Source organism: Pseudomonas sp. NFACC56-3 (assembly GCF_900100025.1).
In the GTDB taxonomy this organism is placed as follows: Bacteria; Pseudomonadota; Gammaproteobacteria; order Pseudomonadales; family Pseudomonadaceae; genus Aquipseudomonas; species Aquipseudomonas fluorescens_AA.
Window position 1 is genome coordinate 1 of record NZ_FMTK01000033.1, and the last position, 14,958, is coordinate 14,958.

Below are 14,958 nucleotides of genomic sequence, written 5' to 3' on the forward strand. Positions count from 1 at the left end.
ATTTCAGAAATGCCGATGCCTTCATCGCTTTTCTGGGGCTAGACCTGCGTATATCGGACTCAGGGAAAAAGAAGGGACGCCGCTGCCTGTCTAAGCGAGGTGACCCAGAGGCCCGTCGATTGATGCATAACGCCGCGATGTCGGCGAGGCGCACAGCGGCATGGAAGGGTTTTTATGAGGCACTAAGGGCCCGGGGACTCAGCACAACCGAAGCATTAGTAGCACTGGCCCGCAAGCTTGCCCGAGTGGTATTCGCCCTGCTGAAGAATCAGAGCGAATACTTACCGAAAGGCATTTAGGGGGTAGCCCTGCACCATAGAATCTCCCACAGTTGATCGCGCTCATCCTGTGGGAGCGAGCTTGCTCGCGATTGCGGTAGATCATTCAGTGTCAATGTCGTTGATACACCGCAGTCTTCAGCGGTTCATCCTCAGTGCAACTTGAGCCTGGGCTCGGTCCCGCGCCCGATCTTGCTGCCCAGCATCAGCATGGCCGTGCGGAACAGGCCGTACAGCGCCATCTGGTGCATGCGGTACAGCGAGACGTAGAACATCCGCGCCAGCCAGCCTTCGAGCATGACGCTGCCGGTCAGGTTGCCCATCAGGTTGCCCACCGCCGAGAATCGCGACAGCGAAATCAACGAGCCGTAGTCGGTGTACTTGTATTCGGGCAGGGCCTTGCCTTCGATTCGCAGCTTCAGGGATTTGGCCAGCAGCGAGGCCTGCTGATGCGCGGCCTGGGCGCGGGGCGGAACATTGCGATCGCTGTCGGGTTGCGGGCAGGCGGCGCAATCGCCGAAGGCGAAGATGTTCTCGTCGCGGGTGGTCTGTAGCGTCGGCAGCACTTGCAGTTGGTTGATCCGGTTGGTCTCCAGTCCGTCGATGCCCTTGAGGAAGTCCGGGGCGCGAATGCCGGCGGCCCAGACTTTCAGGCTCGCGTCGATCACTTGGCCGTCCGCGGTAATCAGGCTGTCGGCGGTCACCTGGCTGACGGAAGCGTTGGTCATGACGTTGACCCCGAGTTTCTCCAGAGTCTTGTGCACCGGTCCGCCGATACGCTCCGGCAACGCTGGCAAGACCCGTGGACCGGCCTCGATCAGGGTGATGTGCATGTTCTCCGGCTTGATCCGGTCCAGGCCATAGGCGTGCAGTTCGTGAGCGGCATTATGCAGCTCGGCCGCCAGTTCGACACCGGTCGCACCGGCGCCGACGATGGCGACGCTGATGCGCTCGACAACATCGGTCTGTCCGGCGTGGGCACGCAGATAGTGGTGGAGCAATTGCTGATGGAAGCGCTCGGCCTGCTTGCGGGTGTCGAGGAACAGGCAGTGCTGCGCCGCGCCTTCGGTGCCGAAGTCATTGGTAGTGCTGCCGACGGCAATCACCAGGCTGTCGTAGCCCAATTCCCGAGCCGGCAACAGCTCGACGCCCGCCTCGTCATAGGTGGCCGCCAGCTGGATTCTCTTGCGCTCCCGGTCCAGGCCGCTCATGCGCCCAAGCTGGAACTCGAAATGGTTCCATTTTGCCTGGGCGACGTAGTTGAGTTCGTCTTCGGAGGAGTTCAGGGAGCCGGCAGCCACTTCATGCAGCAGGGGTTTCCAGATGTGGGTCAGGTTCGCGTCGACCAGCATCACACTGGCCGTGCCACGCTTGCCCAGGGTCTTACCCAGACGGGTCGCCAACTCCAGGCCGCCGGCGCCGCCGCCAACGATGACAATACGATGAGTCATGGGGATATCTCGCAAGGCTAAAGGAATTCGGTGCCGTTACCCGAGCGAGCGCCAGGCGGCTCATAGCGTCAGGTAACTGATCAGTCGGCTCAACAGGCCCAGGCCGATGGTCACGGCCAGTACCACCACCAGGAGCATCCACGGCCGGAAAGGCCGGCGCTCGACTCGGTGCTGGGACAGTTGCAGGTACTCTTCGACATGCTTCTGGTCATCTGGGTTCAGGCGGCTGGTCATAAAGGCCTCGTCAGGTAGACGTTGCGAAAGGTGAAGACGTTACAGCGTCCGGCTAGCCGGCATTGAAAGCTGCGTAGCCGCTCGCCGGCACAGGTTCGACGCTCAGGCTGTCGTCCAGGCGAATGATTCCACTTTTTAACACCCGGGCGGTGATTCCGCCATGGCCGCGTACGGCCTGGAATGTCCCTTCGCCGAGGTTTCGCTCCAATCGGGCACAGGGCTGGCACCAGCCGGTGGTTTCAAAGATGGCTTGGCCGATGCGAAAGCGCCGGCCCTTGAGGCTGAACAGATTGATGCCGCTGACCGCAATATTGCGTCGCAGCGCCTGCGGCAGCACCGGCTGGTCCTCGGGGCGGCCCATCAGCGAGCCGATCACGGCCAGGTGCTCCCATTGGATCAGCGTCACTTGTCGCGCATTGCGTACCCCGGGGCGGGCATGATCGCCGGTCAGTCCGGCTTCCAGGCGGGCCTCCACGGCGTCCAGTTCGATCATCGGCGCGTGACCTTGGGGGCGCACGCCAATCCAGCGCACGCGGCCCTGCTGCGGCACGGCGGCGATCAGTTCCTGCAATGGGCTCACAGGCTGATCCCGACGTCGAACACGATGCTGCGCCCCAGGTTGCCTCGCAAAAAGTCCGGCGCGTCGGGGTGGGCGAACAGCACCCGGGCAAACGTCGGCCCCACCAGCGACAGCGAGCGCCAGCCCTGGCGCAGGTATTCGGTCGGCGGTGGAAAGTGACTGTTGAGGTCCAATACTTCGCGCTTGAGGCTGGCGAAGGCGATGATGTCCAGGTCGCCCAGGTCCATGCCGCGCTCTGTGTAGTTGTGGGCTTTCTTGCGCAGGGTCGGAGCCAGGCGCATCAGGAATTCATTGGCCGGGATTCGCCGGGGCTTGGCCTCGCGACGCACCAGTTGGCTCAGGGAAAAGGCGCTGCGGCGACGTTGCAGTTCATCGCGCCATTCGTCATTGAGGCGGCGGCCCTCGTCGAGCACGAAAAACACCTCGAAATTGGCATCGCGAAACAATACGTCCGGTGGCTCGCCGGCCGGGGCGAATTCGTCGGCGCGATAAGGCACGTTCAGCCCTTGCAACAGACGCTGGCAGACCCAACGCTCACGCTCCCATTTGCGGGCATTGGAGAGAAAGGCGTTGGCTTGCTCGGCCGCGATGGTCAGCAGGCGTAAATAATCGGAATCATCCATGAGCCCAAGCTTAGCGTTCAATTGCGACAAGCTGAAAGCGTTGCGTGGATTAATGGACGTCGTGGGCGGGGTGTAGACTGCTGGGCATGAAGTAATCGTGGCGAGGGAGCTTGCTCCCGTTCGAGCGCGAAGCGGTCGCAAACTCTTTGGGTCTGCTTCGCAGCCCAGCGGGAGCAAGCTCCCTCGCCACAACAGCCTGTTTGAGGCAAGGGCAAGCGAAAGGAGTAGTCCCATGATCGGTGCCGAACTGCTCTCCTCGCAGACGCTGGCGGGCGGCTGGCTGATTTTTCTGCCTGCCTTGGCCTGGGCGGTGTTTCGGGCACCGTGGGTCGAGCTGTTCACCGACAGCCGTCGCCAGCATTTGCTGTTCGGCACGGTGCTGGCGTTGTTCATGCTGTGGCTGGTGCGACGGGATTTCGATACGGGGGTCTCGTATCATTTCATCGGCATGACCGCCGTGACGCTGCTGCTGGACTGGCCATTGGCGATCCTGGGTGGCCTGTGCGCGCAGATGGTGCTGGTGCTGCTGGGGCGTCAGGACATGGCGGCGGTCGGGGTCAACGGTGCGCTGCTGATCCTGCTGCCGGTGCTGATCACCGAATGTTGCGCAGTCCTGGTGGAGCGCGCCCAGCCGCGTAACCTGTTTGTGTATATCTTTTGTTCGGGGTTCCTGGCCGCCGCGCTTTCGGCACTGGCCTGCCTGCTGCTGGGGCTCGGTTTGCTCTGGTACGACGGCCTGTTTGCCATGCCTTACTGGCTGGAGGATTTCATCGGCTACCTCTGGTTGATCATTTTTCCCGAAGCGTTCATCAACGGCATGGTGATCAGTGCGTTGGTGGTGTTCAGCCCCGAATGGCTGGAAACCTTCAACCGCACGCGCTACCTGTCGGCACCGTGGAACGACGATGACAAGCCTTGATTCACGTCAAGGCTGCCCCACCGCACGCCCTGCATGCTCTGGAAAACTTCAAGGAGTACAACCATGAGTGTTTATGAGTGGGCCAGGCAAGAGATCAGGCGTAGCCACGATGCCGCAATGGAGATCGGTTTCGACCCGGGCTTGAGCCTGCGTGCCTTGCTCAGTGCGATCGTGCAGCAGAGCAAGGCAGTGCGCAGCGCTGAAGACCTGGCCGACGAGTTGAGTTTCCTGGCGGAAAACCTCGACGACGAACAGGACTACGGTTTCATGCGGCCTTAGTGATGCGAGCGAGGCTCGAAATCTTCGCTGAACAGCTCATCCTCGGCGTCGGGGCTGACCGGGATCTTGTGTTCTTCCGACGCCCAGGCGCCGAGGTCGATCAGTTTGCAGCGATCGGAACAGAACGGCCGGAATGTGCTCTGCGGGCTCCATTCCACAGGGGCGCCACAGGTTGGGCAATCAACGGTTGGGGTTTGGCTCATGAGTGGCCTCCACGCAAAGTAAGGTAAAAGTGATGCAGGCGCTCGACCTCGCTGTGCAGCCAGGCGAGGTCGCGATCATTGACCACCACGTCATCGGCATGGCTCAGGCGATCCTGGCGGCTGGACTGGGCCTTGAGGATCGCCTGGACCTGCTGTTCGCTGGTCTGGTCGCGCTGCAACGTACGTTCGATCTGCAGTTGTTCCGGCGCATCGATCACCAGGATCCGCTGGGTCATGGCGTACTGCCCTGACTCGATCAGCAGTGGCGATACCAGGATCGCGTAGGACGATTGTGCCTGAGCCAAGTGATGAGCGATTTCCTCGGCGATCAGCGGATGCAGCAGCGCTTCGAGCCAGCGGCGTTCGTCGGCATTTTCGAAAATCAGCTTGCGCAGCGCCGCTCGGTCCAGGGCGCCGTCGGCCTGCAATACGCCAGGGCCGAAGTGCTCGGCGATTTTCGCCAGCGCAGGACGCCCGGGTTCGACCACCCAGCGCGCCGCATGATCGGCGTCGATGACGTGCACACCCAGATCGATGAAATGCTGGGCCGCCGCGCTCTTGCCGCTGCCGATGCCGCCGGTCAGGCCGAGAATCCAGGGTTTTTCCAGAGGGGTATTCATTAGAAACCGACAGACTGCCAATAGAAGTCGGTTATTTGACCACCCCAGAGCAAGGCAATCCAGCCGGCAATGGCCAGATAAGGTCCGAAGGGGATCTGCGTCGACCCGGGCGCGTCACGCAAGCGCAGCACGATGACCCCGATAACGGCGCCCACCAGCGACGACAACAGCAGCGTCAGCGGCAGGACCTGCCAGCCGCCCCAGGCGCCCAGCATCGCCAGCAGCTTGAAATCCCCGTAGCCCATGCCTTCCTTGCCGGTGATCAGCTTGAACACCCAGAACACCGACCACAGCGCCAGGTAGCCGGCCACCGCGCCCCACATCGCCTGGTCCAGGGAAACGAACAGCCCGAAGCTGTTGACGATCAAGCCCAGCCACAACAACGGCAACACCAGGGTATCGGGCAGCAGTTGATGCTCGGCGTCGATCAGGCTCATGGCCAGCAGGCCCCAGGTCAACACCATCACCATCGCGGCGTGCCAGCCAAAGCCGAAATGCCAGGCGACGAACGCCGTCAACGCGCCGCAGGCCACTTCGGTCAGGGGGTAACGCTTGCCGATGGGCGCGGCGCAGCTCGAACAGCGGCCACGCAGCATCAGGTAGCTCAACAGCGGAATGTTCTCCCAGGCGCGGATGCGATGGCCGCAGTGCGGGCATTGGGAATGGGGCAGCATGAGGTTGTAGACCGGGCCCGGAGTCTCGGCCGGCAGGCCCAGCAGGTCGTGGGCCTGCAGGCGCCATTCGCGGTTGAGCATCTTCGGCAGGCGCCACACCAGCACGTTGAGGAAACTGCCGACGATCAGGCCGAGCCATGCCGCAACAAGCACGAAAGCCACGGGGTACAGCACGAAAAATTCGCTCAAGGGCATGTCAGATCGCAGAGCCGAGTTGAAAGATGGGCAGGTACATGGCAACCACCAGGCCACCCACGACGACCCCCAGGACCACCATGATGAAGGGTTCCATCAGGCTGGTGAGGTTGTCCACCAGATTGTCCACTTCGGCCTCATAAAAACTCGCCACTTTGTCGAGCATGTCGTCCAGCGCGCCGGATTCCTCGCCGATGGCGGTCATCTGGATGGCCAGGTTCGGGAAGATCCCTGACGCGCGCATGGAAAAATTCAACTGCATGCCGGTGGATACGTCCTGGCGGATGCGCTGCACGGCGCGCTTGAATACCACATTGCCGGTGGCGCCCGATACTGAATCTAGGGCTTCGACCAGCGGCACGCCGGCAGCGAATGTCGTCGAGAGCGTGCGGGCGTAGCGGGCCACGGCGGACTTGTACATCAAGGCGCCTATCAGCGGTAGTTTGAGTAGCCATTTATCGCGCCAGTCACGAAAGCGCTCGGAACGCCGGAGCGCGTATTTCACGCCAAAAAACGTCCCCACAAATCCGCCAAGCACCACCCACCACCATTCCTGCAAGAATTCCGACAGGCCGATGACCATCACCGTGAAGGCCGGCAGCTGCGCCCCGAACCCGGAGAAGACCGATTCGAATTGCGGTACCACCTTGACCAGCAGGATGCCGGTGACCACCGCCGCGACGAGTATCACCGCCGTCGGGTAGGTCATGGCTTTCTTGATCTTGGCCTTGAGCGCTTCGCTCTTTTCCTTGTAGGTCGCGACCCGATCCAGCAGTGTGTCCAGGGCACCGGCCTGTTCGCCGGCATCCACCAGGTTGCAGTACAAATCGTCGAAATACTGCGGGCATTTGCGCAGCGAGGCGGCGAAGCTGTTGCCGGCGGCGACTTCCTGCTTCACCTGGTCCACCAGCTTGCGCATGTTGGCGTTGTCGAAGCCTTCGCCGATGATGTCGAACGCCTGCAACAGTGGCACGCCAGCCTTGAGCATCGTTGCCATCTGACGGGTGAAGAGGGCGATATCCAGCGGCTTGATGCGCTTGCCCTTGCTGAATATCGAGGTGGATTTCTTGCGCACCTTCTCCGGGTTGATGCCTTGTTTGCGCAGCTGGGCCTTGACCAGGGCCGGGCTCTGTCCCGTCAGCTCGCCGGTCATTTTCGCGCCTTTGCGGTCTTTGCCTTCCCACGTATAGACGTCGGTTTTTACTGCCTTGACCGCCATGCTCAATCCTTGGTGACCCGGTTGATTTCCTCGAGGCTGGTGACGCCCTGCATCACTTTGAGCAGCCCCGATGTGCGCAGGTCATTGAAGCCGTCCTTGCGCATTTGCAGATCGATTTCCAGCGAGTTGCCCTCGGCCATGATCAACCGTTGCAGCTCGGGCGTGTTCTTGACCACTTCGTAAACCCCCACGCGCCCTTTGTAACCATGGTTGCACTGTTGGCAACCGACCGGCTCATAGATCGTGAATGTGCCGATGCGTTCCCGGGGGAAACCTTCCTTGAGCAGGGTTTCCTCGGGAATCTCGATGGCTTTCTTGCAGTGGGGGCAGAGCTTGCGCGCCAGCCGTTGGGCGATGATCAGGTGCACGGCGGTGGCGATGTTGAACCCTGGAATGCCCATGTTCTGCAAGCGGATCAGGGTTTCGGCGGCGCTGTTGGTGTGCAGTGTGGAGAGCACCAGGTGCCCGGTCTGGGCGGCCTTGATGGCGATTTCGGCGGTTTCCAGGTCGCGGATCTCGCCGACCATGATCACGTCCGGGTCCTGGCGCAGGAACGAGCGCAGGGCCTGGGCGAAGTCCAGCCCTTGGCGCGGGTTCACGTTGACCTGGTTGATGCCTTCCATGTTGATCTCCACCGGGTCTTCGGCGGTGGAAATATTGATGTCCACGGTATTGAGGATATTCAGCCCGGTGTACAGCGACACGGTCTTGCCCGAGCCGGTCGGGCCGGTGACCAGGATCAGCCCTTGCGGTTGCTTGAGGGCGGCCATGTACAGGTCTTTCTGATCCGGCTCGTAGCCCAGGGCATCGATGCCCATCTGCGCGCTGGAGGGGTCGAGGATCCGGATCACCACTTTTTCGCCCCAGAGCGTCGGCAGGGTGTTGACCCGGAAGTCGATGGACTTGGTTTTCGACAGGCGCATTTTCAGCCGGCCGTCCTGGGGTTTGCGCCGTTCGGAAATATCGAGGCTGGCCATGACCTTCAGGCGGGCGGCGATACGGGTCGCCAGTTGGATCGGCGGCCGGGCCACTTCCCGCAGCATGCCGTCGGTGCGCACCCGCACCCGGTAGATTTTTTCGTAAGGCTCGAAGTGCAGGTCGGAAGAGCCGCCCTTGATCGCGTCCAGCAGCATCTTGTTGACGAAACGCACCACGGGCGCGTCGTCGGTGTCCTGGCCGCCGATGGAGTCCTGCTTGGAATCGTCGATCGATTCGATGTCCAGACCGTCCAGGTCGACATCGCCCATGCCTTCCAGGCCCGTGCTACTGGATTCGAAGAACTTTTCGATGGCATCGCTGAGCTTGTCGTCCTCCACCAGGATGGCTTCGGTGGTCAGGCCGGTACTGAATTGAATGTCATTGATGGCTTGGTGATTGGTGGGGTCGGAGATGCCCACGAACAACTTGTTGCCGCGCCGCCACAGCGGCAGGACGTGATGCTGGCGCACCAGTTTTTCGCTGACCAGGCCCGTGGGTTGGGTGTCCTTGTCCAGGCTGTTGAGGTCCAGCAGGGCGACGCCGAAATGTTCCGAAGCGATTTCCGCGACCTGACGGCTCTGGACCAGTTTGTTCTGCACCAGGTAGCTGACCAGCGGGGTGCGACTGCGTTGGGCCTGTTGATACGCCTGTTGCGCACTTTGCTCGGTGAGCAGTTCAGCCAGCACCAATTGCTTGGTCAGGCCGCTGAGGGCGATGTCATTCATGGGGATTCCGGCGGCAGACAGTTCATGACTTATAGCCTAGTCAAGCATCCACGCCAAACCAGCGGGGCAGGGTGACAAAAAACGTCAGATAGTGCGGTTGTTGAGGTAGGACGTCGCCGTTGTGCGGGTTCAACCCCTTTATTGATGGCGCTTCAGGGTTGGCATGTGCCCTGCAATGGCTGTTTCAGGACATGAGACTTCGACTCATGCATGGGAGATGTCTATGAATAAGCAAAAGGGCTTTACGCTGATCGAGCTGCTGATCGTCGTGGCGATCATCGGCATTCTGGCGACCTTCGCGTTGCCGCAATATTCCAGGTACCAAGCGCGAGCCAAGGCCACGGCCGGGTTGGCCGAAATCACTGCCTTCAAGGTGCCGTACGAGGACAATATGAATCGAGGGGTTGACCCTACGATCGCCAACATGGGCATCACCTCACCTACCAGTAACTGCACAATCACCATTACAGGCACGGCGGCGGCCGGAGCGGGCACGATTGCTTGTGCTCTCCTGAATTCGCCTGCTCTCGTCCAGGGGAGGACGATTACACTCTCTCGTTCGGCTGCAGGTGTCTGGACCTGTGCTTCTACTGCTGCCCAGGAGTTCTTGCCGACTGGCTGTACCGGTGCTGCGAATCCATAACCCATCCCGGTTGACTCGGCCCCGCTTAAACACCGGGGCTTTTTTATGCGCGTTGGAAATGTTCGGCAATTCAGGTGCTTAGCAGCTGAGCGAAACCCGCAACTTGCATGTAGAAAGTCGCCAGGTCATGCATTTTGCATGAATGTGAAATTTGCCGTTCCGCTTAACATGCTGATTTGTAAGGATTTTATAAATGTTTCAAAACTGGCACAGCCTTCGCACTACTCCTGATAACCCTGCCGGGATGCACCTCCGGCAGTTTCTGAGAAAAACAGGAGTTACTCGTATGAAGAAGTTCGCTATCACTGCCGCCGCTGCTACCGCACTGACCCTGACCATGGCTAGCGCTTTCGCCGAGACCACTCAAGCAACTCAGGCGCCAATGATGCTGGCCGCGGGTGAAGTGACAGAGGCCAAGGAAGCCACCTCCGATACCTGGATCACCACCAAGGTCAAAGCTGACCTGGTCACCGAAAAAGGCATTCCAGGTACCGACATCAAAGTCGAAACCAATAAAGGCGTTGTGTCCCTGTCTTCCACTGTTGCCGTGACCGAGGCTCAAAAAAACACCGCCGTGGCAATTGCCAAGAAAATCAAAGGCGTCAAGGCCGTATCGGCTGACGGCCTGAAAGCCGAGTAAGGCTAAGACTTCTCGCCTGGACTGGGAGAGGGCGCGGCAAGCGGGCTGAGTCATACGCTTGCCGTTGCTTTTGGAGTTCATGCGAAAGGCCACAGGGACGTGGCCATTACAGGCCCCCGGCATTCGTGCCGGGGGCCTGTTCTATTCAGGGATGCAAAGATACAGCGACGGTATAGGAGGCACGCCTTTGAAACCGAGTCGCCTGTTTCGCGAGCAAGCCCGCTCCCACATTTGATCGCATTCTTCTTGAACGAACTCGGTCTACTGTGGGAGCGGGCTTGCTCGCGAAGACGCCGGCACGATCAATACAAAAGCCGTGGCCGCTCAGCGCCCCCGCTTGCTGGTGATCTGCACCAGCCGATTCCCCTCGAAGCGCAGGTACTGATACATGCCGCTGTTGGGCCCGTAGGTCCATTCCTCCACCGGGTATTCTTCCCGGCGATTGACGCTGCGTTTATAGCCCAGGTCATCCCGCGCCACAGGCTGCCCGCACTTTTGCAGCACCTCGCTGGAGCGGTCACCGACGCTGATCAACTGGCTGCCGCACCGCAGCGTATCGGCCGCCGACGCTTGGCCGGCGGCGAGCAATAGACCCAGGCTGAGCCCGTACACATACTTCATGTCATTCAGCATCCAGGTGCAGAGGAGTGATTACGCGACCGTCGCTTTCGGCCTGGCCGAGGCTGGCGTCGATGAAATACACGCGGTCGTCGGCCAATTGGCCTTTGTCCACCAGGAAATCCTTGATGCTGCTGGCCCGTTCCTGCCCCAGTTGACGTAATAGCACGTCACTGCCGCTCCAGAACTTGATCACGCTTTCGCGCAGTTTCTCGATGCGCGCCTTTTTATCCAGTTGCGCCCATTCGGCAGGCGGCTGAGCCTTGAGGCGCGTGCGGTAGATGCCTTCGAGCAGGGGGGGCTTTTCATCCTCGGGCACCTGTATCAGCGAGGCCTGGGCCGGTACTTTGTCGCCCCGACGTTGCAGCATCTTGTAGTAATTGTACTGGTATTCGCGTTCCAGGCGCTGGGCGGCGAGCAATGGACCGTCGCTGCTTTCGGCGGCGGTGCCTTCGATCTCCAGGCGCAGCTCCGGTCGTTTGCCCAAGGCTTCGGAGAGTTTGAGCAGCGTGCTTTCGTTGTCCTTGCTCAGGTCGCTGGAGCCCGGCGCAAACGCCACGCTGCCCAGGTCTTCCGAGCCGCCCCCAGCCACCAGCCCGCCGATGAGCTTGAACGGCGCCTGGGCCGCGCGGACCACCAGGTTGCGCAAGGTCTGCCAGACAATCGGCATGACACTGAACTGTGGATCGTTGAGGTTGCCACTGACCGGCAGTTCGATGGAAATCTTGCCCTCGGAGTCCTTGAGCAAGGCGATGGCCAGCTTCAACGGCAGGCTCACGGCGTCCGGGCTGTCGACTTTTTCCCCCAACTGCAATTGTTCGACCACCACCTTGTTCTCCGCCTGGAGCTGGCCCTTGGTGATTCGGTAATGCAGGTCGAGATTGAGCCGACCCTTGCGGATGCGATAGCCGGCGAATTTGCCGGAATAGGGCGTCAGGGTCGTCAGCTCGACCCGTTTGAAGCTGGTGGCGATGTCGAGGCTGGCCATCGGATCGAAGGGGTTTACCGCACCCTTGATGGTGACCGGCGCGTAACGGTCGACCTTGCCCTTGACGTCTACGCTGGCCGGTTGGGCCTGGCGGCTGTCGATGGTGCCGATCTGGCCATTGAGCTGTTGGATGGCCGTGGCGAAATTGGGTGTCAGGCTGAAGTCGGCGAAGTTGGCCGAACCGTCGTTGATGGCGATGCCGCCGATATGGATGCCCAGCGGTTTTTCCTGGGACTTCGGTTTTGTCGCGGTGCTCTTCGCGCCGCTGTCGGCCGGTTGCGGGATCAGCAGGTCATCAACGTTGGTGGTGCGGTCGTCGTTGATCATGAAGCGCGCGTAAGGCTGGAACAGGTTGACCTTGTCGATGGACAGGCTGTCACCGTGCTGATAATTGAGGCCTTCGAGCACCAGACGCTGCCACTTGAGGAAGTCGCGGGTCTTGAGGGTGTCGAGGGTGTGCAACTGCTCGACCTGGGCGCGGCCGGTGATGGCGAATGCCAGCGGCTCGGTGCTCTTGAGGTCGACCGCCAGGTCACTGCCGAGCATCCCGGAGCGCAGTTCCAGGCGAATGAACGGGTTGATGTAGGACTGGGCGACGCGCAGGTCGATGTCCTGGGTCTTGACCTTGAGCCTGGCGCTGATCGGGTTCAGGTTGACCTCGCCATCGGCCAGGATCTTGCCCTGTTTGCCCAGCCCGGTATCCAGCTTGAGGGTAAAGGGCGAGCCGTTGAGGGTGTCGTAGTTCTGCAGGTCGAGGTTCAGCGGGCCGACCTCCAGGGACACGGCGGGCTGTGCCTGGCGGTCGGCCAGGTGCACCTGGTAGTCGCGCAGTTGCACGTCCTTCAACAGCACCTGCCACGGTTTGCTGGGCGGTGCCGGTTCAGGTTTTGGCGAGTCGGCCGCCGCCGGAGCGGATGCCGGTTCTGCCTTGACTTGCGGTTTGGCTGGCTGGCTGGCAAAGAGCTTCTGCCAGTCCAGTTGCCCGTCCGCCTCGCGAGCGGCCCAGGTTTCCAGCTTCTGGCTACGGATCTTGCCGACCACCACTTGCTGCTTGGCCAGGTCCACCGTGGTTTCGCTCACGTCCAGGCGTTCGAGTTTCACCAGTGGGCGGCCATCGGGGGCCTTGATGGCCAAGGGCGCGACGCTGACCGCGACGTTGTTGAGCAGCAGTTCGGTGCCCTTGGCCAGGTTGAGCTTGTAGTCGGTGCTGAGGTCCAGGACACCGTTTTCCAGCACCAGCGGTACGGCGTCGCGCACATAGGGCCACCAGGCTTTCATCTGGCCGCCAGTGACTTTGAGCGTGCCTTGGGAGGCAATCGGTGTGAGGCTGAAATTACCGGTCCAGTCGATCTGTCCGCCTTCGGGGCCGGCGGCCACCAGGGTCATGTCGGCATTGTCGTCGGGCAGGGTGCTGAGATTCTTCAGCTCGAAATCGAGGGTGTCGTAGAGAAACTCGATGGGCTCGCTAGGACGCAGGTCCTGGAAATGCACGTAACCGCCGGCCAGCTTGATTCGATCGACCCGCAGGGGGAACGGCTTGGCCTCGGGATCGGCGGGCGTCGGTTCGCTGGCCGGCAGCTTGAACAGGCCCAGCAGGTTCAACTGACCGTCCTTGGCGAACACCACTTCGGTCTTGGGCTTGTCCATCTCGATGTCGACCAGGTGCAGAGCCCCGGACCACAAGCTGTCGAGTTGCAAATTGGCGTACAGCCGTTCGAAGCCGACCTGCTCCTTGCCTGGCTCGCCGATATTCAGGCCCCAGAGGGTGACTTCAAGGCTGAAGGGATTGAGTTCCACACGCTGGATCTGCGCCGGCACTGTCGCATGGGCGGCCAATTGCTGGTTGGCGATACGCAAGGCGATGCCTGGCAAAATCAGAAAACCCAACAGACTGTAGAGGGCCAGTGCGGTCAACAGGGCGCCGAAAGCGCGAATCAATCCTTTGGGCATGTGCGGCTTCATCTAGTGTGAATTCGGAGTGCCTTGGAGTATGGCATGCGTTTACGGTTCCGAAGCCACTGTGATTTAAGAGATTTGTCCGTTTTTTGCGTGAGAATTTTGAGCCTGGCCTAGAGCTGGAGGACCAGGGTCTTGAGTGGCGGTTGCTGGTCCAGGGAGGGGAAATCGCTGCCGGGCGTCAGTACGCTCCACTCGCGCACTGGGCGACCGGCTTTTTCCGCGCAACGCAACACCTGGTCGCGCCAGTCGTCCATGGACACTTTTGCCAGGTTGTTGCAGCAGATCAGCACGCCATCGTCGGCGGTGGTGAGCAATGCCGGCTTCAGCAGGCTTTGGTAGTCGCGCAACAGGTCGACGGTGCCGAACGCACTTTTGGCCCAGGCCGGTGGATCGAGCAGCACCAGATCGTACTGGCGTTGTTCCAGGCGCACGTAGTTGGGCAGTTTTTGCCCACGGCGCTGGCTGATGGGCAGGCCGGCCAGTTGGCGAATCGCCGGGAAATAATCCGACTGCACGAACCCCATCGGCGGCAAATCGGGGTTGAGCAGGCCGTTTTCGCGACCCACCGCCAGGTTGCCTTCGGCGAAATCCAGGTTGCACACCTCCCGCGCGCCACCGGCCGCTGCGCTCAGGCCGACGCCGCAGGTGTAGGCGAACAGGTTCAACACGCTTTTGCCGCGGCTGTGTGCCTTGACCCAGCCCCGGGCGTTGCGCAGGTCGAGAAACAGCAGGGGATCCTGCCCGGCATGGCGGCCGCGAACGCGATAATTCAAGCCCCATTCATGCCCGACCAGGTCTTGCAGGGCGGCCTCGTCAGCCTGATAGACCGTGTCCTGGCGGTCGACGCGCGAATTGCCCCGGGCGCGGTCGTTGTAGACCAACAGGGTTTCCAGGCCCAGCCGTTCGTTGACGAGGCCGTGCAGCTGCAGCAGGTCGTCCCGCTCCAGCGACTGATGGAAGCTCTGTACCAGCAGTTGCGGGCCGTAGCGGTCGACGGTCAGGCCGGGCGCGCCCTCCTGGCTGCCGTGGAACAGGCGATAGCAGTCGGTGCCTTGCGAGTGCAGTTGGCCGAGCAGCTCCTGACGCTGGTCGAGGGCGGCGCGCAGCGCCTGATTCAAGGAAGACATGCCGG

At 61.3% G+C, this 14,958-nt stretch carries 17 protein-coding genes; 5 read left to right on the plus strand and 12 right to left on the minus strand.

Going from position 1 to position 14,958, the window contains the following annotated elements; translation table 11 throughout:
- Positions 1-299, plus strand: a 299-nt coding sequence (locus BLO80_RS27750; RefSeq protein ID WP_139197133.1) for a transposase, incomplete at its 5' end; no start/stop codon positions are given.
- 131 nt (positions 300-430) lie between these two features.
- Here the strand turns inward: BLO80_RS27750 and BLO80_RS27755 are convergent.
- The 4 genes from BLO80_RS27755 to BLO80_RS27770 are packed head-to-tail and all read right to left on the minus strand — an operon-like array spanning position 431 to position 3,166.
- Entirely contained in the window at positions 431-1,729 is a 1,299-nt protein-coding gene (locus BLO80_RS27755) for an NAD(P)/FAD-dependent oxidoreductase (RefSeq protein WP_092333762.1), read from the minus strand.
- Between the two features lie 60 nt (positions 1,730-1,789).
- Positions 1,790-1,963, minus strand: a complete 174-nt coding sequence (locus BLO80_RS27760) for a DUF3094 domain-containing protein (protein WP_003185543.1) — start codon at positions 1,961-1,963, stop codon at positions 1,790-1,792.
- A 52-nt stretch (positions 1,964-2,015) separates the two neighbouring features.
- Complete coding sequence (locus tag BLO80_RS27765; RefSeq protein WP_092333760.1) at positions 2,016-2,543, minus strand: MOSC domain-containing protein; 528 nt, start codon at positions 2,541-2,543, stop codon at positions 2,016-2,018.
- A complete protein-coding gene (locus BLO80_RS27770; protein ID WP_025215531.1) occupies positions 2,540-3,166 on the minus strand; it encodes a DUF1780 domain-containing protein in 627 nt (208 codons plus the stop codon). The genes BLO80_RS27765 and BLO80_RS27770 overlap by 4 nt, the downstream gene beginning before the upstream one ends.
- A 232-nt stretch (positions 3,167-3,398) precedes the next feature.
- Here BLO80_RS27770 and BLO80_RS27775 point away from each other — a divergent pair, with 232 nt between their 5' ends.
- Both BLO80_RS27775 and BLO80_RS27780 read left to right on the plus strand, forming a co-directional pair.
- The gene (locus BLO80_RS27775; protein ID WP_092333758.1) at positions 3,399-4,085 is read left to right on the plus strand and encodes an energy-coupling factor ABC transporter permease; all 687 of its coding nucleotides are present in this window, start codon (positions 3,399-3,401) and stop codon (positions 4,083-4,085) included.
- 63 nt (positions 4,086-4,148) lie between these two features.
- Positions 4,149-4,364 (plus strand): hypothetical protein, encoded by a 216-nt coding sequence (locus BLO80_RS27780; protein ID WP_092333756.1) that lies wholly within the window; start codon positions 4,149-4,151, stop codon positions 4,362-4,364.
- Here BLO80_RS27780 and yacG read toward each other — a convergent pair.
- From yacG to pilB, 5 genes are read right to left on the minus strand one after another with little or no spacing between them, the layout of a single operon-like run.
- On the minus strand, positions 4,361-4,567 hold the full coding sequence (yacG, locus tag BLO80_RS27785; protein WP_057450865.1) for a DNA gyrase inhibitor YacG: 207 nt from the start codon (positions 4,565-4,567) through the stop codon (positions 4,361-4,363). The genes BLO80_RS27780 and yacG overlap by 4 nt on opposite strands.
- Positions 4,564-5,187, minus strand: a complete 624-nt coding sequence (gene coaE / locus BLO80_RS27790) for a dephospho-CoA kinase (RefSeq protein ID WP_092333754.1) — start codon at positions 5,185-5,187, stop codon at positions 4,564-4,566. The genes yacG and coaE overlap by 4 nt, the downstream gene beginning before the upstream one ends.
- Positions 5,187-6,056, minus strand: a complete 870-nt coding sequence (locus BLO80_RS27795) for a prepilin peptidase (protein ID WP_092333752.1) — start codon at positions 6,054-6,056, stop codon at positions 5,187-5,189. The genes coaE and BLO80_RS27795 overlap by 1 nt, the downstream gene beginning before the upstream one ends.
- Position 6,057: 1 nt before the next feature.
- Complete coding sequence (locus BLO80_RS27800; protein WP_092333750.1) at positions 6,058-7,275, minus strand: type II secretion system F family protein; 1,218 nt, start codon at positions 7,273-7,275, stop codon at positions 6,058-6,060.
- Between the two features lie 2 nt (positions 7,276-7,277).
- Positions 7,278-8,978, minus strand: a complete 1,701-nt coding sequence (gene pilB / locus BLO80_RS27805; RefSeq protein ID WP_092333748.1) for a type IV-A pilus assembly ATPase PilB — start codon at positions 8,976-8,978, stop codon at positions 7,278-7,280.
- Between the two features lie 223 nt (positions 8,979-9,201).
- Between pilB and BLO80_RS27810 the strand changes: the two genes are divergently transcribed.
- Complete coding sequence (locus BLO80_RS27810; protein ID WP_092333746.1) at positions 9,202-9,621, plus strand: pilin; 420 nt, start codon at positions 9,202-9,204, stop codon at positions 9,619-9,621.
- A 286-nt stretch (positions 9,622-9,907) separates the two neighbouring features.
- Positions 9,908-10,261, plus strand: a complete 354-nt coding sequence (locus tag BLO80_RS27815; RefSeq protein WP_092333744.1) for a BON domain-containing protein — start codon at positions 9,908-9,910, stop codon at positions 10,259-10,261.
- 324 nt (positions 10,262-10,585) lie between these two features.
- Here the strand turns inward: BLO80_RS27815 and BLO80_RS27820 are convergent, their stop codons facing one another.
- The 3 genes from BLO80_RS27820 to BLO80_RS27830 all read right to left on the minus strand — a co-directional run bounded on the left by BLO80_RS27820 (position 10,586) and on the right by BLO80_RS27830 (position 14,953).
- The gene (locus BLO80_RS27820; RefSeq protein ID WP_092333742.1) at positions 10,586-10,882 is read right to left on the minus strand and encodes a DUF2845 domain-containing protein; all 297 of its coding nucleotides are present in this window, start codon (positions 10,880-10,882) and stop codon (positions 10,586-10,588) included.
- A gap of 1 nt (position 10,883) precedes the next feature.
- Positions 10,884-13,817: a DUF748 domain-containing protein gene (locus BLO80_RS27825; protein WP_175459561.1), complete on the minus strand. Its 2,934-nt coding sequence runs from the start codon at positions 13,815-13,817 to the stop codon at positions 10,884-10,886.
- A gap of 119 nt (positions 13,818-13,936) precedes the next feature.
- Entirely contained in the window at positions 13,937-14,953 is a 1,017-nt protein-coding gene (locus BLO80_RS27830) for a class I SAM-dependent rRNA methyltransferase (RefSeq protein WP_092333738.1), read from the minus strand.
- Positions 14,954-14,958: the final 5 nt, after the last annotated feature.

Excerpts from the sequence above, each read along its gene's own strand:
- BLO80_RS27775 (WP_092333758.1), top strand. The coding sequence starts at position 3,399 with ATGATCGGTGCCGAACTGCTCTCCTCGCAGACGCTGGCGGGCGGCTGG.
- yacG (WP_057450865.1), bottom strand. The coding sequence starts at position 4,567 with ATGAGCCAAACCCCAACCGTTGATTGCCCAACCTGTGGCGCCCCTGTG.
- BLO80_RS27755 (WP_092333762.1), bottom strand. The coding sequence starts at position 1,729 with ATGACTCATCGTATTGTCATCGTTGGCGGCGGCGCCGGCGGCCTGGAG.
- BLO80_RS27795 (WP_092333752.1), bottom strand. The coding sequence starts at position 6,056 with ATGCCCTTGAGCGAATTTTTCGTGCTGTACCCCGTGGCTTTCGTGCTT.
- BLO80_RS27825 (WP_175459561.1), bottom strand. The coding sequence starts at position 13,817 with ATGCCCAAAGGATTGATTCGCGCTTTCGGCGCCCTGTTGACCGCACTG.
- pilB (WP_092333748.1), bottom strand. The coding sequence starts at position 8,978 with ATGAATGACATCGCCCTCAGCGGCCTGACCAAGCAATTGGTGCTGGCT.
- BLO80_RS27810 (WP_092333746.1), top strand. The coding sequence starts at position 9,202 with ATGAATAAGCAAAAGGGCTTTACGCTGATCGAGCTGCTGATCGTCGTG.
- BLO80_RS27820 (WP_092333742.1), bottom strand. The coding sequence starts at position 10,882 with ATGAAGTATGTGTACGGGCTCAGCCTGGGTCTATTGCTCGCCGCCGGC.
- BLO80_RS27760 (WP_003185543.1), bottom strand. The coding sequence starts at position 1,963 with ATGACCAGCCGCCTGAACCCAGATGACCAGAAGCATGTCGAAGAGTAC.
- coaE (WP_092333754.1), bottom strand. The coding sequence starts at position 5,187 with ATGAATACCCCTCTGGAAAAACCCTGGATTCTCGGCCTGACCGGCGGC.
- BLO80_RS27830 (WP_092333738.1), bottom strand. The coding sequence starts at position 14,953 with ATGTCTTCCTTGAATCAGGCGCTGCGCGCCGCCCTCGACCAGCGTCAG.
- BLO80_RS27800 (WP_092333750.1), bottom strand. The coding sequence starts at position 7,275 with ATGGCGGTCAAGGCAGTAAAAACCGACGTCTATACGTGGGAAGGCAAA.
- BLO80_RS27815 (WP_092333744.1), top strand. The coding sequence starts at position 9,908 with ATGAAGAAGTTCGCTATCACTGCCGCCGCTGCTACCGCACTGACCCTG.
- BLO80_RS27770 (WP_025215531.1), bottom strand. The coding sequence starts at position 3,166 with ATGGATGATTCCGATTATTTACGCCTGCTGACCATCGCGGCCGAGCAA.
- BLO80_RS27780 (WP_092333756.1), top strand. The coding sequence starts at position 4,149 with ATGAGTGTTTATGAGTGGGCCAGGCAAGAGATCAGGCGTAGCCACGAT.